Here is a 20322-nt window from a genome sequence, read left to right on the forward strand (position 1 = left end):
GACCCGGCCCTGCCCCCTGACCGAAAGCATCCCATGCCCTACCGGTATCTTCTTGCGTGCGTGGGCGGCGCCGCCCTGATCATCGCCGCAGGCCTCACCCTCTTCACGCTCCTCGCCCCGCAGGCGCCGGCAGGGCCGACGGCTCGCGACACGGCCGCGGCATTTCTGGCAGAGGTGAACGCCGGCGACTACGACGGCGCGTGCGCGTACGCGTCCGCATCACTCCTCGAGCAAGGACAGCGACTGAACCTGGGCTGCCCGGACCTTCTGCGCCTCTACGCCGCTGAAGGCAGCCTCCCTCACGGTGTTGCCCTCACCGCCGACACCCGCTCAACGGGGTCGCTAGTGATCGTCGGTCTGACGAACTCCGCCGCGCACCTGCACCTCACCCACGACGGTGACACATGGACGGTTGACGTCCGCTAGCCCGAGCGCTGCCGACGCAGCACGGCGTCCACCGGGGACTCTTCTCGATGCGTCGCCCGATCCGATAAGAGCGTCTCGCCTGCCTGTTGCCGCCTACTGACGCGGCGGTCACTGCACGATGCACCGCGCGCACCCAAAATCGCTCCCCACCTACTGCATTTACTCGTAGGTGGCCGGTGCACGGTGTCAGCATGCATCAGACTTTCGATGCCTTTCGCGGTGCTCTGGGGCCCGTGATCCCGCCTGCGCGCTTGGTTGCGCGCACTCGAACCGGGCACCGCATTGCCTGGTCCCACTTGGAGAGACGATGATCAATCGAGATTCGCCCGCGCCCGCCCGCGGGACATGGTTCTATCGGGCGTGCATTGCGATGACGGCGATGGCCTTGTGTGCCGGTACGGCCGTATCGTCCAGCGCGGCCGAGCGGCCCGATACGGCCGAAGCACAGACAATCACCTCCCCTTCTGGGTTCTCGTTGTCGTTCGCAAACGGCCGGTGGTCTACCCCGGTTTCGAGGACGGGACTCTGACGGCAACGTCCCGGCTGATGAACCCCGACCCGACCTGCACGCTCGCTTCCACCTGCTGGGACTCTCAGACCTACGGGTTCGCGGACGGTCAAGCGGCGCTCCAGCTCGTGCTGGAGAACCCGGGACGTCGAGGCGTCGCCCCCTTCGACGGGGTGGATTGGCACGAATGAGCCACGTTCGAGCTCGAGTTGTCACAACCTGTCGCCGACCCGATCCTCCGCGCCCACGCCGCCGGATCCGCCAGCGCCCCGGTCGGTGCAAGCGATGAGCCAGCGCGGGTGACCGTCAGTAACTCCACTTTCGGGGTCACCGGTGCGGTGACACCGGCGGGAGAAGAGGTGCCGGTCGCCTTCGCGGACCCGACCGGAACGTTCGCGACCGGGTACGACACCGGCAATGCCACCATCCTCCCCGGCGACCCGGCCAACGAGGTTCCCATGCCGGGGCGGTGCGACACCGACAACTACTACTACACCGACCCCATCGACGAGGACTAGTTCCTCGGCCTCCCGCTCAACCTCGACAACCCGAATGTCCGCACCGTGACGAACCCTTGCGGGACGGTTCGCATCGACACGGGCGGGGTGCTCGTCAGCACTCTCAAGCTGCGAGTTCTCGTGCAGGTCATCCTCGACGACGTCGCCAACGGTGTCGAAGGACGCCCCGAAACAAGCTACTTTCCGAGGATCGTGACGGAGACGTCGCAGGCGTTCACTGTGGAGGTGCGCACCGAGGTCTCCGGATCTCCGGCGGTGATTCCTGCCACGTTCGGACCCGCCACCCACGTTGTCGCGGGTGCGCGGTTGGGGGCGGAGATCGTGCCCGCATTCGATGACGCCTTCCTCACCGAAGCGCGATCCGGGACAGCAGAGTCCTCCTCAGACACCGGCTACGACGCTGTGACCACCGCGCAACTGACGGAGCTGTTCGCCGCAGCCGTCCCCGGTGACACGGTCACCGTGCCCGTGCCCATGTCTGGCATCGTCAAAGACGCCGTTCTTGCCGGGTGGATCGACTTCAACGGCAACGGCACGTTCGACGACACCGAACGCGCTTCCGATACGGTCGCGACGGGGGCGACGGACGGCGCGTTGACGTGGACCGTCCCTGCCGACTACATCCCGGGCGAGACGTACCTGCGCCTGCGAGTGGGGTTCACGGGCGACCAGCTGCTCAGCCCGGTCGGGATGGCGGACTCCGGCGAGGTCGAAGACCACTCGCTGGTTCTGCCCGCCCCTCTTCCTTCCCTGTTCGGATTCCGCGTCGAAAAGGTGGGGGAGTCCATCGACGGCACATGGGTGCGCATGGACGGATCAGCGTGGTCGATCCGCCGGGACGACGATGGTCGTCCCGGTGAGCTCGTTGACATCCCGACCGAACCGGTGGAGACCGGACTGTTCCAGGTGACCGATATCGCGCCCGGAGCTTACTGGCTGACCGAGACGAAAGCCCCCCATGGTTTCGAACTGCTCGCTGCACCCGTTCCGTTCACGGTCGGCGCAGATGGTGCGCTCACTCTCACCGCAGCGGGCGACACCGCCGTCACGGTGACAGGCGACACCCTCACCGTGCGCGACGTCCCGGCAGTGGAACTTCCGGCGACAGGCGGAGCGGGCGCGGACGTGTTCCTCGTGGCGGGGCTCGCGGTGATCGCCGCGACAGCGGGCGCGGTGTACCGCTCCCGTCGCAGGGACCGTGGGCTCCTCTGACCCAGCAGGACCGTACAACATTCACGACCACCCGGGGGGAACCCGGTCACGGAAAGAGAAGGTAATGAACACTCCCACAACACGTCGGTGGCACCGGCTTGCGGCGACAGCTGTCGCCCTTGCCGCTGCCGCCCTGAGTTTCGCCACCCCGGCGACCGCCGCGAACGTGGTGGATGCGGAACGGCGAGGATCCTTGACGATCCACAAGTACGACGCGCCTGTCGACCGGACCGGACTTGCCAACAACGGCACGGAACAGCAGGTCGCTCTCGACCCGCTTGCCGGTGTCGGCTTCACCGTCTATAAGGTCGACGGCATCGACCTCACCACCAACAGCGGCTGGACCGACACCTCTGAACTGTACGACCGGTTCGACGGGACCTCCGACTCCGTCACCAGCGCCGGTTACACGCTGAGTGCGAGCCGGGGCGAGCAGCTCACGAACACTGCTGGGGAGATCGCGCTCACCGACCTGGACCTGGGCCTGTACTTCGTGGTGGAGACCAGCCCGCTGCCGGGGGCCACCGCCGTCTCACCGTTCCTCGTGACGATCCCGCTCACAGATCCCGACAACCTTGACGCGTGGCTGTACGACGTGCACGTCTACCCGAAGAATGCTCTCACCGGGGCCGTCAAGGACGTCGATGACGCCAGCGACGTCCAGCTCGGTGACGAACTGGTGTTCACGATCACCACAGATATCCCTAATGTGGACATCATCGACGGGTACAAGGTCGTGGACGACCTGGACGACAAGCTCGACTACCAGTCGACCCGTGTGACCCTTGACGATGGAACCGTCCTGCAGGTCGGGACCCACTACGACCTCACGCCCACCGCTCCTACCGCAGCCGGTCCGGTCGTGGAAGTGGTTTTCACCTCCGCCGGGCGTGAGCTCCTCGCCGCGAACACCGACCTGCGTGTCGTGACCGAAATCACCACCACCGTGAACACCATCGGGGAGATCGCCAACACGGCCCTGCTCTACCCGAACGCACCGTCGTTCAGTGTTCGTCCCGGTGAGCCCGGCGGCCCGCCCGTCACGCCCGAGGTCGTCACGAAGTGGGGCGAGATCACCATTCAGAAGACCACGAAGGAAGCAGCCCCCCTGCAGGGCGCCGTGTTCTCGGTATACACGTCCGAGGCAGACGCGCGCGCGGGGGAGAACCCGCTCTCTCTCGCCGGGGCGACCACCTTCGCCGTCGGGGAGGACGGCACGCTCACCCTCTCCGGGCTGCGCTACTCCGGCTGGGCGAACAACGCGGAGGTGTCCCCGGGAGAGGCTGGCTACCAGCAGTACTGGCTGGTGGAGGTCGTCGCTCCCAGCGGGTACGAGAAGCTTTCCGAACCGATCCCGTTCGAGGTCACCGCGCAGACGACTGCCGTGGGCATCGACCTGGATGTCGTCAACGTCAAGAGCAACGGCGGGTTCCCGCTGCCTCTGACCGGCGGCGCAGGTACTGTCCTGTTCATCGTGGGTGGTGTCGCGGTGCTCGTCGGCGTGACGATCCTCACCCTCCGCACTCGTCGCCGGGCTTCCGCCGCAACCGAGTGACCCCCGGGCCGGGTCTGCGTGCTGCGCAGACCCGGCCCCTCACCTCCCCGCACCTATGACTGCACACCCGCCGGCTCACCTCACCCGACGCGCTCTCGCGGACGCCTCCCGCCGCCGCCCTCCCGCCTGGGGATGGACGCAACGCCTGACCGTCGTCGGTGCGATCCTCGGTGCACTGATCCTCGCCTACCCGAGCGCGGCCGCATGGATGTCCGCGTGGGCTCACGCCACGGACGTCGACGGCTACGTCAACAGCGTCGCCGCGCTCCCCACCGATACCACGACCGCGCTCCTGGAGAGTGCGCACGCGTTCAACGACACACTGCCGGACGGTCCCCTGCGTGACCCGTACGCCCTCGACCGGGACGGTACTCCGATCACTGTTGACGATCATCAGGGCAGGTACGCCGACTCGTTGCGGGTGGACGGTACCGACACCATCGCCCGTATCCGCATACCCTCCTTGGGTGTGGACCTGCCGGTACTGCACGGAACGACGGATGAGACCCTCACCCGCGGTATCGGCCACCTCTACGGCAGTTCCCTTCCTGTGGGAGGCCCCGACACCCACACCGTTCTCACCGGCCACACCGGCCACATCTCTGGGACGTTCTTCGATGACATTCGTGACCTTCGTGCCGGGGACCGTATCCTCATCGATGTGCTCGGGCGCACTCTCACCTATGAGGTGGACGAACGGGCCACCGTTCTGCCCACGGAGATCGACGCGTTGCGGCGAGTGGACGGCAAGGACTACCTCACGCTCGTGACCTGCACGCCCACGGGAGTGAACACCCACCGGCTCCTCGTGCGGGCCGAACGCGTTGAGACGGACGTCGCTGCGGACCGCTCGGACACCCTCGCCGATGCGCAGGCAACGGGGCCCGGAATCCCGTGGTGGGCAATCCTGGTCGTCGGTGTCCCCACGGTCGTGTTCGTGCTGGTGAGGCCGCGCCGTGTCGGAGCCGCCGCTTGGCGCCGACCCCAGGACCCACCCCCGGCTCCGGTGAACTGACCTCTCCACCGCAGTGGCCGACGGGGTCCCCGGCGGATCCACAGTGCGTGGACCTGTCGTGGCGGTGACGTGTCAGTGTGTGGGGGCGTCCGGGTCTGCGGGGACGAGTGAGCGGATCGCGGCCCGCCGGGACGGGAACATCGTCAGCGTAGTGCTATGCGCACCGTGGGGGAGTGCGGCGAAACTCCCGCACGTGGCCCAGACTGCGCCGAGGACGAGACGGCGATTCACCCGCGGACGGACCCCGCGTCCGTGACCGCCGAGGAACACCAGCCCGAGGGCGTCGACGAACACCTGTCCGTACTTCGATGCGAGCGAGCGAGGGACCGGAACGGTCCTCCCCGCCGACTCCGCGGGCGGCCATGCCGCCGGAGTGAGGTGGTACCCGGACGCGTGGAGAACTCTCTGCAGTGCTTCCTTGCGGGACGAAGTCGGTGACCCAAGCATCCAGTTCCCGAAATCTCGGGCCACCCAGGAGTCATCGGCGGCTTCGACGTATCCGACACGGTGCGCGTGGTGGCCGGGTCCGGCCGCCCGAGTGAACTGCGGGGCGTCGGGCGGGAACACATATACGCGGCCGCACCCCGTCAGGGTCACATCGCGAGGGCGAACAGGCGTGGACGTTGTTGGGTGACGCGGGGAGCGGGAGGTGATCATAGGGGCTCCTCGAGCTGCGGGGACAAGCACAGGTTACCGTCGCGCGTCGGCCGGACGGAGGCCGCTTGCTCAGGTGCCGTGCGCGGCGCCCGGTGGCGCAGTGTCCCCGGGGGCGCGGGACGTGGTCTTTTGGGACCTTTACGTGTGCTGCACCGTCTCATTCAGCGCACGCGGGCCGAGTGGGGCGGCGTCCCCGCCTTAGAGAACCCGGGGGCAGCGCAGGCTCGGCGGTCGCGTCATGGTGGCCCCGAACTCGCGTCCGCGTCGGAGAACGTCGCGGTTGCGGGGGACCCGCTTGTGGTGGTGGAGGACGATGATGACGCTCCTACCGTGCGGGCTGAGCTCAGCGAGACCGGTCAGGCGTCCTTCCAGGCGCACGTCTCGGCGTCCTCGCGAGAATGCTTGGCGTCGACGGCGTTGACGACTGCGTGCGGGTTGGACGTGTCCAGCTACGGGCAGGACGCGGACGACCGCGCCGACGAGACGGTCGTACCTACACTCACGGCTGGTAGTGAATTCGCACTGGCCTCCGTGTCGGGCGAGAGGGGAACGAACTCTGTGGTGTCGGCGTACACGTACATCGACATCGACATCGTCCTCGAGGGGCCAAACGCCGCCGGAGACCGCCGGTCGTTCGCTGTCCTCTCCGGTGCGCGTCTGCGCACCCCCAGCGCGGACTTCGCCGCTGAGACACCCGCGGTGGTGTGGGAGCTGCCGTAACCGCCTCCCGTTCGTTCTCGCCGCACCTCGGGCTGGGCTCTGTGCTCGTTGGCGCAGAGTTCACCCCGTCTTGTCGTGTGGGAACCGCCTTCTCGTCCCGTCGTGTGCGAAGAAGGGCAGAACCGGTCACCGGGGAGCACGCCCCTGGTCGCAGCACAGAGTGGACGACCGGGCACATGTCGCGACACCGACCGCTCGCATTTTCGCGGAACGGGAACGCGGTCTCGTGTGCTGGCTCGATGGGGTCGGGTGAGGATCGCGCGGCCCGGTCGCATGAGGGCGAGTACCCCGGAGGGCGCTCACCGCTCCGGTCAGCATGGTCGCGCTGCGCGTCGCGGTGGATTACTGCACGGTGAACGCGGGGCGGGGCGGGGCGGGGCGGGGTGCTCCGGGTTCCCTCGCTCTTCGCAGCGTGGCCCACGGTGGATGCCGGGAGCGGCAGGAGGATCCTCGGCCGAGCAGAAGAGCCGAGAAGACGATTCGTGGTCCAGGCGGGGCCAGTGATTGTTCGGCCGGGAGAGCATGGTGCGGGATGGGCGCGGGGAACAGGAGATTCCGTGCTGTCGGTGCGACATGCACGGGGCTCTCCTCGTCGCGGGGGAGGGGGCGTGTCAGCGTGTGCGACGGAGTGCGCGGCGTGGGGCGCGGGCTGCGAACACCAGGCCCGACAGCATCAGCAGCGTCCCCGCTAGGGCTCCGGCTCCGAGCGTGCCACCGGTCGCGGCGAGGGCGGAGGGGGAGGAGGTCGCGGCCTGGCCCTGTGGTGCACTGTCCACCGAGACCACGGGGGGAGTGTCCGTGGTGTCTGGGGTCGTGGGTACCGGCGGGACTTCAGCGGCGGGGGGCGCGGGCGACGTGGGAGGTGCGGGCACCGCACCGGTCCCGTCGCCCCCGGCGTTCGCGCGCGTGACGGAGGAGTGTGCCGCCCGCGGGTCGTCGCCGACGTGGATGGTTCCTTCACCCTGGTAGGTCTGCGCGGAGGGGTCGTCCACGTTCGTGGCGTACGTTACGGCGATGATCTCGTGGTCGCCGGCCGCACGGTGCAGGGTGACACGGATGCTGGTGCTGTCACAGTCGACGGAGTAGTCGCCGGCGGGAACGGGGGTGAGGTTGGTCAGCCATCCCGTGCCGGCCTGATATGTTTCCGTCCGCTCCACACGGATCGGCTTGTCGCATGCGAGCGACTGTCCCGGTCCGGGTGTGGCGCTGAGAACCACGGACGGCAACGGCCCGAGGGGTGTCTGCAATGACCAGCTGATCGCCCCCGTCGGGGAAACGGTGCCCTGATCGGCTGGGTCGGTCCAGTAGCCCGCGAGCTGCGGTTTCGTGCGGTCAACTTCATCGACGCTGAGAACACGCACCACATCCTGGAACGGCGTCCCGTCGGCGGTGAACGCGACAGGCACATCCACGCCGGGAGCCTGGTCGGTGTAGAAGGTGGCGTCGAAGAACGCCGCGCCTGACACATCCGCGTGCGTGTCCACCCAGTCGGTGAGCGTGAAGGTGATTGTCGCGCCGGTCACGACCGCGTCCGCAACCTTCACGCCCTGCGCGTCGGTGAGAGCGAACCCTGCGGTGAGAGGTGTGAGCTGTCCGGGCATCGCGACTGTGAACGTATCACCGGTGTGCGCGGTGTCCGGTACCGTCCATTCCAGCTCGACCTTCACCGGCGCGAACGGTGCGGCCTGCGCGTCGACGACACGGATGCCGGTGATCGCGCCCGGAACGGGCGCTGCCCAGGCGCCGGACGGTGCGCACACCCCGAGGATGACGGTCCCGAGGGCGAGGGAAGAGGCGAGGGCGGTAATGCGGCGACGCGGATGCGTGCGAGGGCGTGCAGTCATGCGTATGCTCCAGGTGGGGGCGGGTTCGGGTGGAGGCGGCCGAGTGTGCCCGACCGGTCTGCGATCCACGGTAGACGGCGTGACCGGTCACCGCGGAGATGCGCCGGTGGGTTGCGTGACCATGCGGCATCTTTGCGTGGCCGGGCTGCGAGGTGTGCGTGTCCGCTCACGCTCGGTTACGTGTGCGAGCTGTGCCGTGTCGGCGCGGCGGCGTTCGGGACACGAGTGGCGGCGGGGTGGCAGTCAGCTGCCGCATGCCCGCCTCGTCCGCTGTGGATGATCTTTTCGGATCCCGCGGATGCGTCGGCGGCGCGCAGCGTCACACTGGGGGAGCGGACAGCATCGAGATCGTCTCTCTCGGCGACGGTTCGCTCATCTGCACGTCATTACCGCGGAGAACGGTGTGGTGACCACTGCATTGTGCTCCGTGACTACGTAATCGGGCGTTGTGGCTGAGAGTCGTCGTCCGCCATCTTCTATGTTCGACAGATTCGGGGTACTTCTGGTCTGCCGTGAATCGGTGCGGCCTTGATGCTCGTGCACAGGAACTGTTTACTGTCTGGGAAGGAACGTCGTGAGGACGATGACGAAATCGAGGGGTCGCGCGAGGGTATCGCTGCCGTGGCAGCGTTGCTGATGGCCGTGGGCGGTCTGGTGGTGCCAACCTCGGCGTCCGCCGAAACATCCCCGCCGGCCGGGCATGTGCGGACGCCGCAGACCTGGTACCTGTACGCTGGGGCCGGCGAGACGGTGTCGACCGACTTCACCAAAGTGTTCCAGGTGCTCAACGGTCAGATGGACCCCACCGTCGTCATCACGCGCCCTGACGGTAGCGTGGCGTCAGAGTGCGCGCTCACGGCCGCTGACCCGGTCGGATCCCAATGCGCGTTCACGGAAGTGGCCGCAGGTGACGGCGTGTGGTCGGTGGCCCTGGTCGCCCCCGAGGGGCAGGAGACTGCTCAGGGTCGCCAGGTACTCGACTGGGACATCTCCGTCTACGACGGCGGCGAGCCACGCCCCGGCCGGGTGTGGACAGAACGATACGCGCAGTACGACCTGCCGCTGCAGCCCGCACCGCTCGGAGGCCCGGTAGACCTGACACTCTGGTATCTCACCGAGCAGGGGTACATCTATGAGGTGGACCGTTTGGGGATGCAAGGCATCGACTCTATCTACACCGCAGACGCGTTCGGTGTGGTCGACCCGGCCACGTGCGCGTCCGCACACTCTTCGACAGCGGGCCGCGGGTATCAGAAAATCTCGAACACGACCTGCCGGTACACCCCGTTCAAGATGTTCTTCGCCGCACCCGCCGACGACCTTCCCGCGCAGGTGACGCTCCCCACCGGGGAGACGACCTGGTTGTCGACACCCCCGGTCACCCCCACCCTGGATGCGGTGACATTCACGCAGGACACGGTCGGCTCCCGTTCGGGAACCATCGAGGCGGTTTTCAGCAACTTCGAGGGCAGCGCGCTCGTCCACGTTGACGCGGACGGTGACGGGGCCTTCGATGGGCCGAACGAGCGCACCACGACGATGGGAATCGTCGGCGGCGAAGGCTCGGTTGTCTTCGACGGCCTCGACGCTGTCGGAAATCCCATCCCGTACACCACGCCTGTGGCTTTCAGGGTGAGCGCTGACGGGTTCGCGGAGGTGCATTTCTCCGACCAGGACACCGAAGTTCTCGGCAATGGAATCCAGGTGCGTCGTCTGAACGGCCCCGCAGACGGCACCGAAACCCGCATTTTCTGGGACGACACGCACGTGACGTCTGCGATGAATGACCCGCAGGCCGACCTGAAGTGTTCGGCCACGGCCCCGCTGGCCAGCGGGGTCGCGGGTGTGGACAGCGCCGGCGGTGTGCATTGATGGGGTCTTGGGGATTGTGTGTGGGTCGGGTCGCCGATGGCGAACGCCCCTGCAGCGGACCGGGTGTCCGGCGGCACGTGGGGCAACAACCGGGTGATCGACGACTGGGCGACCATCGATATCGCGCTCCAGGACACCATCGTCCTTCCCGCCGGTGTCCCGGAAGTGCGGATGGCGAAGTCCTCCGACCCGGCCAGCGGGTCTGCCGTGAACGCCGGTGATCTGATCAGGTACACGCTCACGTACACCAACACCGGTGACGCGCCCGACGTCGTCGACTCTACGGACGACCTGTCCGACATCCTCGACGACGCAGACATCGTCACCGCCCCGTCATCCGACACCACCAGTGTCAGCCCGGAGCTCACCGGCGACACTCTCCGGGTGACGGGATCCCTCGCCCCAGGTACGACCGCACTCGTGACGTATACCGTCGCTATCCGCGGGGACGGAGAGCGCGGCGACAACACCCTCGATAACGTGCTGCTCCCCGATAACCCGGACGCGTGCGCGGGTTCCGTCTGCGAGACGACTCATCCCGTTGGTGAGCTCGACGTGTGGAAGAGCGTGGATCCCGGATCCGGTGCTTTGGTCTCCGCCGGCGACGTTCTGACATACACCCTGCACTTCGAGAACACGGGAGAGGCCCCTGTTGGCGTCGACTACGAAGATGTCCTCGACGGTGTCCTCGACGACGCGCAGCTTACCTCTGCCCCCGCCTCCTCGGTCGCCGCGATCACCACCGGGGATCTCACGGACGGGCGGGTGCGCGTCACCGGAACCCTCGCACCCGGTGAGACCGCGACGGTGACCTATCAGGTCACGGTGAACGCGGATGGGTCACGCGGGGATGACCGACTGGGGAACTTCCTCGTTCCGACGGGCGATGAACCGCGGTGTGACACGGACGAGCGCACATGCACGGTCAACCCTGTCTCGGTGGTCACGGTAGTGAAATCCTCCGACCCGGTATCGCGGTCGACGGTCAAGGACGGAGACCGCGTCCAGTACACGCTCACGTTCACGAACACGTCCACCTCCCCGGACGCGTCCCCCGCACCCGTGTCGTTTGTCGACCACATGCGCGATGTTCTCGACGACGCCGTCCTCGAGGGCGAGCCGAGCGCCTCCGTGGACACGCTGACGGTCGAGGTCGCGGAGGACCGCCTCACCGTCGATGGTCTCCTCGACGCGGGCGAGACCGCGACCGTTACCTATGTGGTGGAGGTGAAGGCGTATGCGGATCAGGGTAACCACAGGCTCGCCAACGTGGTCGCCCTCGCCGGGGACGATCCTGTCTGTGTCCCGGACACGGGCCTCTGCACGGAGCACCCGACGGTGCCCCCGACGCTGAGCCGGACCGGCGGTGAGGTGCAGATGGTGATTGTTGTCTTCGCGACACTGTTCATCGTGTCCGGTGCGGCGGCACTCCTCGTTGGACGTCGGAAGAACGCAACACGCTCCCTTTCCGCAGGAAACGGGTAGTCACCGCGAACGGGCCGCCCTGCTCCTCGCAGGTCGACCCGTTCGCGTTCCCTCTCGCGCAGGCGGACACCGGTCGCCCCTGGGACCCGAGTGGGATACTTGACATCGCTGATGCGGCGCCCGTTGGCCCGCTCAGCGACTGGCCGTGCCGCCCCAGCGCGTTACGGCTGTGGGGGCGCCTTATCGCCTGTGAGGGAAGGCGCCCCCACCATGCTCTGCCGGACGGTTTCCGGTGGTAGACCGCACGATGCGGACGACCGAGCAGCAGTGCGCTTCGAGAATCAGTGACTGGGTGCGATCCCGGCTGATCGGGAGGCTCCGCGCCTCGCGCGAGCGGTACTGCGCAGGAGTGCGGGGTGCCGGTTCAGCTGTCAGACGGGCACGGAGTCTCCGTGGCCGGGATCGCCGCCTGTGGGCCGTGACGTGTGCGCGCGCCGGGTCGGGAGGAGGAGCAGAATCAGCAGGGCAGCGACGGGGAGGAGGAGCCAGGGTGATTGTGCGGCCGCCATCACCCGTCCGAGCTCGGGCACACTCCACAGGACGCGTTGTACCGAGCCTTGGAGGGCGTACGGGTGCGGGTCGTCGCTGGCGTTTGCGTCGCCGCGCAGGGTCACGCGGGTCATGTGCTGTGACGTGGTCGCTTCCTGCACTCGGTGGGTAACGAGTCTGCCGTCATCGCGGCGCACGGTGATGACGTCCCCTTTCGCGATTGTATCTGCAGGGGTAGGAACGGTGAGGGCGACGGCTCCCGCGGGAATGGCGGGTGCCATGGACCCGGACGAGAAGATGATCACGTTCCCGCCGGCGATAAAGATGGCAGTGGCGGTGATGACGCACACCACCCCCAGAATCGCGGCTGCGTTCAACAGTATCCGTGCCGGGTGCCCTGAACGCGTGCGCGCTCCACGGACGCGGGTCACGGCCACCGCCTGACGACCACCGGTGTGCTGAACGTGTTTCGTGGGGTGAGGGTACCCGACCCGAGCTGCCCGGCATTGTTCGAACCGGCGGCGGAGTAGGCGCCCCCGTCGGCGGTGATGAGAGCATGAGCTCCGCCCGAAGCGACTCCTCGGATCGTTGCGTCGGCGGGGAGGGTCACGGGGACGGGGGCGGGTTTGTCGGTGTTGTCACCGAGCCCGAGCTGCCCGTCAGAGTTCTCCCCCCACGCGAATAGTTCGCCGGTGTCTCGCCAGGTATAAAACGAACTGCCGCCGAAAGCTTGGATGCTGACCTGCGCTCCGACATACCCTGCGGGTGCGGTCGGCTGCGTGTAGACCCCGGACGATTCTGCGAACAACGCCCCGTCCGTGGACCACGCGAAGGTGAAGTTGTTTCCTGCCGACATGCCTGCGATGACCGTTCCTGCCGGCAGTCCGGTGGTCGTGACACCGGTCGCGCTGCCGTGATCTTGGCCCCAGGTGGTGACCCGGGAGCCGTTGTCGAGGACCGCTGTTCCGTAGAACCGACCAGCGTCCGCGGTCGTGACGAACCCGGCCGAGGTGCCCTGCGCGGTCACGAGTGCCGGCGTGTCGGCGGACCCTCCGCGGCCCAACCGGCCGCCGCCCGGCGTCCCCCACGAGTACAGTTTCCCTTCACCGGTCCACGCCAGATAGAAGTAGCCGCCGGAGGCGACGCCGACGACCGTGGCCCCTTCGAGGGCGACCACCTTCTGGGGACTGTTTGTGTTGCCGCCGATGTCGGAGTTCCCCCAGGTGTACACCTCACCGGCCGAGGTGAGGGCGATAGATGTATTGATGCCGGCATCGGCGTCGGTGATGGTCACGGGGTCGGGGAACAGCACGTGGGTCGGAATGTCGCGATCTTGTGTGTCGCCGGTGCCGAGCTGTCCACGGTCATTGAATCCCCAGGAGAACAGCTGCCCGTCGGATGTCCATCCAAGGGAGTAGTCCTCTCCTGCGGCGAGGTCCACGAAGTCGAGGGTGACCGGCGGGACGGTGGTCAAGGACGCACCCACGGACCCTGCATCCGTGAACGCCGCCTCCGTCGACATGGCTGGTCCCATCAGCGTGCCGGTCAAGGCGGCGGCCACGACCAGGGCAAACAGGCTGCGCCGCGCGGTCCTCATCGTGCTCGCCTTCGTCGGGCAACGGCGATGCCGCCGAGGATCAGCGCGCCTGCGACCACGAGCGTGAGCCCGATGCTCACCGGACTGCCGGTGGATGCGAGATCACCTCCGGGGCCGGCGATGGCGGGTTCGCAGACGGCAGCTTCGGTGGCAGTCGCGACGACCGTCGCCGAGCCCGTCAGCCCCTGATACTCGTTACCGGCCTCCGCGGGCAGGGATGCGGTCATCGTCAGCGTCACTGTTGTGTCTGGAGGGATAGCCTGCGCGTTCAGCGGGCAGGCACCGGCCGCCGACAGGGAGATGTCCACGGTGAGCGGCGTCGAGCCGGTAAACAGAGCTCCGTCACGGAGCTCAACGGTGCTCAACTCGATGGGGACCGTGTTGTCGTTGTGCAACACGAACGTGGTTGTCGTGATGTCACCGGGCTTCACGTTCGAGACGGTGATGCTTGGGGGGATCCAGTCCAGGGTCGAAGGAACGGCGGTGGGCATGGGGTGATCAGCTCTGGGTCGCGGTGAACGGGAACACCACCGAGATCGACTGCCCGGCGACATCGACCGTTGCAGCCGGGTCGAGGGTAACGGTGAACAGCATCGTGACTCCACTCCCGGACCCGCCGGAGCCGATGTCCACCCCCGTGAGTTGGGCGGCCGCCAGCGGACCCGTGTACAGGACTGTGGACGTCGCGGTTTCGGAGATGGTGAGCGTCATCGCGTCCTCCATCGCGGACGCGGGGGAGCCTGCCGCGTTCGTGATCTGCGGGGCGGTGAGATCGACGAGCGCGTCCACCGTGCCGGAGTTGTACACCAGGAGTTCCCGCGTGACCGTGTCGCCGGGCGCGATGTTGTCGAAACCGGCACTGAAGTCGACCAGGTACGGGGAGGGTGCGCCGTCCTGGTCATCGTCGAACTTCAGATCCAGGGTCCCTGTCGCGTATGTCGTTTCCACGTCCCCGCTGTCGGTGAACGCGGCGAGCGTGATGCCGGCGGCGGCAACGAGCAGCACGCCGGATGCGGCGATGACCTTGACACGTGGCGACAGCGACACATCCATGGCAGACCCTCTCCTTCGCCCGGAACGCCGGGGAGACCAGATGCGCCCAATCATGCGCGCACCGCGGACAGTCGTCCAGCAACCGCCGCAAGATCATCCACAACGCATGACCGCTTCGCCTCCTCGGCGGTCGCGCCGCGCGTCACCACGACGGGGTTGCGTTCCGGACTCTTCGTCCGCAGCAGGAGGAGCAGCGGACGTCGGACACGCGTGGACTCCGTCCGGGAGCCCGGGTCGGCCGTTACGGCAGATGCCCACCCCGCCGATATAGACGTGGGGTGGGCATCTGCTGGTCGTTGCGATGATCGTAACGTCTCGAGCAACCGTCGCGGCGCGACGAGGCAGCTGTGGTCGCGGTTGGCGGATACGTCATCGTGGGCGCTGTCCGCTAGCCGAGTGACACCACGTGTGCCGGACGGGGCTGAACCACCGCAGCAGCCCCATCCGCTCGTGCTACTTGGGGGCGTTCGCCATCTCGAGGAGGCAGGTTCCGCCAGATGCGGGCCAGCTGATGTTGAGGGTGGACACCCCGGAAGAGGCGGACGCGCTGATGCTCAGCGGGGTATCGGAGCGAAGAGTGCCAGCGGGGATGGTGACGGTGGCGGCCCCGCTGCTGGCGACCTCGAGGCGTGGCAGGGCGCCCGTCTCAGCCCCACACATCGTCGCGTATTCGTCCGCATCGAAGACTTTGCTTCCGTCCGCGGTGGAGCGGACCACTCCCGGGCTGGTCACGGCGCCCGCTTCCGGCATGGGGGTCGGCAGGGGCACGCTCGGCGCGGGGGGCCCGGCCTCGGACGGGGCGACGGGGGCGGTGTTGGATGTGCCGGTGAAGTCCACGATCGCCTCGATGCCGTGACTGAGCAGTTCTGCTTGCAGTGCGTCGCTGTCGGCGAGCGCGGTGATGGTGATGAGGATGTCGCCATCGGACTGCTCATCGACGGCGAACGCGGCGGTGGGGGCGAGCGCGCTGCTGAGCGCGATGGTGCCGGCAACAGCCGCTGCGGTCAGGACGCTGCCCGCTCCGGCAAGGGTGCGGCGTCGACCGCGCCGGCGTGCGGCGTGTGCCTGCACCTCGGTGAGCACGGACGTCTGAAGCGAGTCGAGTGTGTTGGTCATGGGGGTCTCCATTCAAGGGGTGGGGTGTTCAGCGGCGAGGGTGTGGAGGCGTGCGCCGAGGGGCGGGTACGCTGCGTGAGTGGTGATGTGCTCGCGAAGGCGCTGTTTCACGCGGTAGAGCCGGGTCCGAGCCGCCCCGGGGGATACCCCGACGGCGGTCGCGGCGTCCGTGACGCTGAGCTCATCGATGGCTGTGAGTTCCAGGAGGGCACGGTCGATGCCGGTGACGCTGGTGTATGCGGCACGCAGAGCGCGGGCGGGTTCTTCTGCGTCGATGCGGGCATCAACCCGGTCTAACGCGTCGGCGTCGATGAGGCGGCGTGTGCCCTCCCGGGAATGGGCGCGCCAACGGCGGGCGGCCCGCCGCTCGCTGTCGACGATCACGTTGTAGGCGATCCCGAGCAGCCATGCGCGTGCCGTGCCTCGAGCGGCGTCGTAGCGGCGGCATGTGTCGACAGCCCGCATGAAGGTATCAGCGGTAACGTCCGCCACGGTGTGCGCGTCCGACACGCGGCGGGCGACGAATGCTTCGACAGCGTCAATGTGCTCGCGGTAGAACGCCTCTAGTTCGGCAGGGTCGTGCCCGATCCGGCGCACCGCGGGTGCGTGGTCGCCCGGTGGCGGGGTAGGAGTTCTTGTTTGTCGTTTCACACTAGGTATTCGCCGATAGCCACGAAAACGTCACACTCGCCGTGTGCCCACGGTGAGACCCGCGCGCACAGGCACGCGGTTGACGGCTAGAGGACACGCATCTGGTGGCACGCTGCAGCCCTCGTCCGCCCGTTCGCCCACGCGATGGCCCGCTTGAATTCGCCGTATCCGCAACTCCTGGCGCCGTGGTGCGCGAACGTGGTGCGTGACGGCGTGTTGTTGACGTCCGCCACCTCCGGTTCCCGCTGAGGGCCGACGCCGGGTCGTCAGCAACCATCGCTGCCGTCGTCACGGTGCACGTGATCATCCTCTGAGGCTCGCCTTTCTGCGACGGACCGTCCGCCGCCGTGGCGACCGTACCTGCCGTTCGACACGGCGAACGTCGCCCGCGAAGTCTTTGAGTGTCGTGCTCCGAAAATGAGGTGCCCCTCAGCTGCGGGTGCTGCCTCAGCAAGGCGGGCGACCATGTCGGCGGCACGTCAATGGCGGCGCTCGACGGGCGTCACCATCGTGAACGGCGGTACACCGCCCGGTGCGGGATGACGTGCCGGGACTGTTCGCGCCAAAGAGGACCTGACAGGGCGCAACCCGTCGAGGGGTGCTGGTATCGCGGACACGTGCGCGCATGCAGCCCCTCAACGGGTGAGCCCGCTGCACCGCACCTGTGACGCGGGGCACTGAACCCTTCGGCTCCCGCCACCGCATCCGCGGTCATCTTCCGGTTGTGATGCCTGGGCGCTGACAGGCTCCAGATTCTTCAACGAATAGGAGACTCTATGACACACATCGTCGACCCACCTGCGGGTCTCACCGTCCCGGGACCCGCGCCGCAGTTCACGGGACCGCGCACGGCACCCCGGTACAACTTGTTCGCTCTCATCGCGTTTCTCGGCTGCTTCGTAGTCCCCGTCGTCGGGATCGTGTTCGGCCACATCGCCGTCGGCCAGGTCAACGCCAGAGGGGAGCCCGGTCGTGGATTCGCGCGCGCCGGGCTCATCCTCGGCTACACATTCACCGCACTGGGGGCGATTCTCGTCATCGTCTACATCGGGATGTTCGCGGCGGCAATCGCGGCGTTCGGCGCGGCCAGCAGCCCCTACGGATACTGACCTCCACGGCACTAGACAGTCAGCCGAGCGTCGGCCGCACACGTACTCTGTTGCCCTGAGCACGGCAATCGACATGCAGTTCCTCGGTGGCACTGGTGTCGAGCACGCAAAGCGCGATCGGTGGGCCAGTGGCGTGCATAGAGTGACAGCGTCACGGGATTCCTCCCAGACTCTGTGACAGGCCGTGCCGACTTGGCGTGCACGGTGGTGACCATCGTGAGCGGTCACCTGAAGGGGCAGTTGAGTCGCGATCAACTGCCCCTTCGCCGTGCCGACACGCTCCCGTGTCGCCGGCGGAGGCGGGCGGCGTGGCGGTTCGTTGGGACGGGGGCGGTCTGGATCTCTCGCCACTTAAGAGTGCCAGCGCTCTCCGAGAACCTGCACGGGCGGGCACTGCAATCCCCGCGACGCACACGCAATCCCTGCCCGCCCGTCGTGAGGTGAACGCCCGCGATTCGTAACGTCTAAGTGATGTGCGTCACTGCTGGCGCGCCAGAACGTAGGGAAAGAGGTGGGCGTCCGATGGGCGTTCGAACGAGACTGAAGAACTGGGGTGGCGCGACCACCGTCATCGCAGTGGGGGCGACTCTGTTCGCCGCACACCCGGCCGCCGCCGCCACGGCGATCGTCCCCGACGATAACCTCCGGGCGTGTATCGCGAAGAGCGTGGGGCTGGACGCTACCAGCGCGGTGGGCACGGCGGACATCGCCAAGGTGCGCACCCTCGCTTGCGTCGCTCCGATCAGCGACATCACCGGTCTGGAGCACGCCACGCAGGCAACGTCGCTGTCATTCTCCGGCAGCGGCGACGTGGACCTCTCTCCACTGTCCGGGCTCACCACGCTGGATCGGCTCTCCATCTCGCAGAGCCAGGTGTCGAACATTCAGCCCCTGTCCGGGTTGACGCTGTCGTCGCTGAAAATCCAGCCCGGACAGGTATCCGACTTGTCCCCACTGTCGGGCATGACGACCCTCACGGATCTCGAGCTCGAGAACAACAAGGCCACGGACCTCACGCCTTTGGCAGGGCTCACCAACCTTGACTTCCTCGATCTGACCCTCAACGGGATCAGGGACGTGTCGCCGCTGTCGAACCTGACGAACCTGACCACGCTGGACCTGTCCTCCAACCTGGTCACCGACGTTTCCGCTCTCACCGCCCTGAACACCAACCTTCTGGACCTGAACCTCGCCTTCAACCTCGTCTCCGATGTCGCCCCGCTGGGCGAGCTGGCGGCGTTGGAGACGCTGTGGCTCGACGGTAACCACATCACGGACCTCAGCCCGCTGGACGGCAAGCTCCCTGAGCTCACTTTCGTGTCCGCGAAACGGCAGATCGAAACGATGAAGGTCGCCGCGGTCGGCACCCCCTACGCGGTGACGGTCACCGCGGCCGACGGCACCGCCCTCCCTCTCGCGGTCACGGGTGGTAGCTACGACGCCGGGGCCGTCACATACACCACGCCGGGCGTGCAGAAGCTCACGTGGGCGACGAACGTCACCATCGGCGGAGCGACTGGCGCGTTCGACGGCACTCTCACTCAGCGGGTCGTCGACCCGCCCGCAGCAGCCGACGACACCGCGACAACGCTCAGCGGTGGGACCATCAGCGTCCCCGTGCTTGCGAACGACACGGTCCGTGTCGGCTCGACCGTCACCCTCGACGGCGGTGCCGCGGTCACGGATGGGCGGGTTACCGTGAACGCCGACGGCACTCTCACTTACACCGCCGGGGCAGATTTCACCGGTCAGGACACGTTCACCTATGTGGTGACCGACCGTGACGGGTTCTCATCGACGGCGACCGTCACGGTGACCGTGGACGCGCAGCCCGCAGGCGTCTCGCCTGTCGACGACACCGCAACTGCCACCAGCGGGTCGCCCGTCGACATCGACGTGCTCGCGAACGACGGCGACACGACGGGATGGACCGTCACTTCGGTTTCCGACGCGTCCCACGGTACGGTTGTCCTCAACGACGACGGCACCGTCACCTACACGCCCGCAGCCGGCTACACCGGTGCGGATGAGTTCACCTACACCGTCGCCAACGAAGAGGGAGCCACGGCCACTGCCACCGTGCGCATCACCGTCGCCCCCGCGACGTCGGACGCCGGGCACACGGGAACGGCAACGGGCCCCGGCGCGACGGCCGCAACCACAACCCTGGCGCAGACGGGTGGATCGATCGCTGCCGCTGCAGGAGGGATCATCGCCGCGCTCCTGGCTGCCGGAAGCATCCTGCTGCTGTCCAAGCGCCGTCAGCAGGCGTAACACCACCTGACGACACATGTCGTCGAGGCTCAGCCTCGCATGCCTACAACGCATGCGAGGCTGAGCCCGCTCCCGCACCGGTGCACGCCGGCCGGTGGCCCCGTCGTCGCAACTGCGTCGTCGATCGCGTACGGGGCGGAATCGTCGAGGAGAAGGCTGCAGGCGGACGCTTGCGACGAACTTCGCGTCAGGGAAGCCAGGCGCCCGCAGCGGTTGCCACG

Annotated in this window: 17 protein-coding genes; 10 read left to right on the top strand and 7 right to left on the bottom strand. The window is 67.5% G+C overall.

The features are described from left to right. Positions 1 to 60 precede the first annotated feature (60 nt). From ASF63_RS15660 to ASF63_RS15695, 6 genes are all read left to right on the top strand, one after another. A complete protein-coding gene (locus ASF63_RS15660) occupies positions 61 to 426 on the top strand; it encodes a hypothetical protein (protein ID WP_056516113.1) in 366 nt (121 codons plus the stop codon). Between the two features lie 807 nt (positions 427 to 1233). Further along, a complete protein-coding gene (locus tag ASF63_RS15670) occupies positions 1234 to 1452 on the top strand; it encodes a hypothetical protein (RefSeq protein ID WP_056516119.1) in 219 nt (72 codons plus the stop codon). Positions 1453 to 1539: 87 nt separating this feature from the next. Further along, positions 1540 to 2664 (top strand): GEVED domain-containing protein, encoded by a 1125-nt coding sequence (locus tag ASF63_RS15675; protein ID WP_056516122.1) that lies wholly within the window; start codon positions 1540 to 1542, stop codon positions 2662 to 2664. 64 nt (positions 2665 to 2728) lie between these two features. Beyond that, entirely contained in the window at positions 2729 to 4219 is a 1491-nt protein-coding gene (locus ASF63_RS15680; protein WP_056516125.1) for a SpaH/EbpB family LPXTG-anchored major pilin, read from the top strand. 55 nt (positions 4220 to 4274) lie between these two features. Further along, positions 4275 to 5234, top strand: a complete 960-nt coding sequence (locus ASF63_RS15685; RefSeq protein ID WP_056516128.1) for a class C sortase — start codon at positions 4275 to 4277, stop codon at positions 5232 to 5234. Between the two features lie 987 nt (positions 5235 to 6221). Further along, complete coding sequence (locus tag ASF63_RS15695; RefSeq protein WP_157534400.1) at positions 6222 to 6611, top strand: hypothetical protein; 390 nt, start codon at positions 6222 to 6224, stop codon at positions 6609 to 6611. Between the two features lie 611 nt (positions 6612 to 7222). Here ASF63_RS15695 and ASF63_RS15700 read toward each other — a convergent pair. Beyond that, positions 7223 to 8455 carry an Ig-like domain-containing protein gene (locus ASF63_RS15700; RefSeq protein WP_056516136.1) on the bottom strand — a complete coding sequence of 411 codons (1233 nt, stop codon included), beginning with the start codon at positions 8453 to 8455 and terminating at the stop codon, positions 7223 to 7225. A gap of 621 nt (positions 8456 to 9076) precedes the next feature. Between ASF63_RS15700 and ASF63_RS15705 the strand changes: the two genes are divergently transcribed. Together ASF63_RS15705 and ASF63_RS15710 are read left to right on the top strand one after the other, a co-directional pair. Beyond that, the gene (locus ASF63_RS15705) at positions 9077 to 10327 is read left to right on the top strand and encodes a hypothetical protein (RefSeq protein WP_157534401.1); all 1251 of its coding nucleotides are present in this window, start codon (positions 9077 to 9079) and stop codon (positions 10325 to 10327) included. A 384-nt stretch (positions 10328 to 10711) separates the two neighbouring features. Beyond that, positions 10712 to 11812, top strand: coding sequence for a DUF11 domain-containing protein (locus ASF63_RS15710; protein ID WP_235560822.1), 1101 nt, complete (start codon positions 10712 to 10714; stop codon positions 11810 to 11812). Between the two features lie 371 nt (positions 11813 to 12183). Here ASF63_RS15710 and ASF63_RS15715 read toward each other — a convergent pair whose 3' ends face one another. The 6 genes from ASF63_RS15715 to ASF63_RS15740 form a co-directional block, all read right to left on the bottom strand. Next, entirely contained in the window at positions 12184 to 12678 is a 495-nt protein-coding gene (locus tag ASF63_RS15715) for a signal peptidase I (protein ID WP_162238904.1), read from the bottom strand. A 50-nt stretch (positions 12679 to 12728) separates the two neighbouring features. Next, positions 12729 to 13898: an RCC1 domain-containing protein gene (locus ASF63_RS15720; RefSeq protein WP_082478250.1), complete on the bottom strand. Its 1170-nt coding sequence runs from the start codon at positions 13896 to 13898 to the stop codon at positions 12729 to 12731. Then, positions 13895 to 14389 carry a hypothetical protein gene (locus ASF63_RS15725; RefSeq protein ID WP_056516152.1) on the bottom strand — a complete coding sequence of 165 codons (495 nt, stop codon included), beginning with the start codon at positions 14387 to 14389 and terminating at the stop codon, positions 13895 to 13897. The genes ASF63_RS15720 and ASF63_RS15725 overlap by 4 nt, the downstream gene beginning before the upstream one ends. Before the next feature lie 7 nt (positions 14390 to 14396). After that, entirely contained in the window at positions 14397 to 14951 is a 555-nt protein-coding gene (locus ASF63_RS15730) for a TasA family protein (RefSeq protein WP_056516155.1), read from the bottom strand. 453 nt (positions 14952 to 15404) lie between these two features. Further along, entirely contained in the window at positions 15405 to 16067 is a 663-nt protein-coding gene (locus ASF63_RS15735; protein WP_056516158.1) for a hypothetical protein, read from the bottom strand. 12 nt (positions 16068 to 16079) lie between these two features. After that, positions 16080 to 16718, bottom strand: coding sequence for a sigma-70 family RNA polymerase sigma factor (locus ASF63_RS15740; protein ID WP_321163163.1), 639 nt, complete (start codon positions 16716 to 16718; stop codon positions 16080 to 16082). Positions 16719 to 17494: 776 nt separating this feature from the next. Between ASF63_RS15740 and ASF63_RS15745 the strand changes: the two genes are divergently transcribed. Beyond that, positions 17495 to 17827, top strand: a complete 333-nt coding sequence (locus tag ASF63_RS15745) for a DUF4190 domain-containing protein (RefSeq protein ID WP_056516164.1) — start codon at positions 17495 to 17497, stop codon at positions 17825 to 17827. A 522-nt stretch (positions 17828 to 18349) separates the two neighbouring features. Continuing rightward, positions 18350 to 20101, top strand: a complete 1752-nt coding sequence (locus tag ASF63_RS15750; protein WP_056516167.1) for an Ig-like domain-containing protein — start codon at positions 18350 to 18352, stop codon at positions 20099 to 20101. The last annotated feature ends 221 nt before the right edge of the window (positions 20102 to 20322 follow it).

It is taken from the genome of Microbacterium sp. Leaf320 (genome assembly GCF_001423485.1).
Taxonomy (GTDB): domain Bacteria; phylum Actinomycetota; class Actinomycetes; order Actinomycetales; family Microbacteriaceae; genus Microbacterium.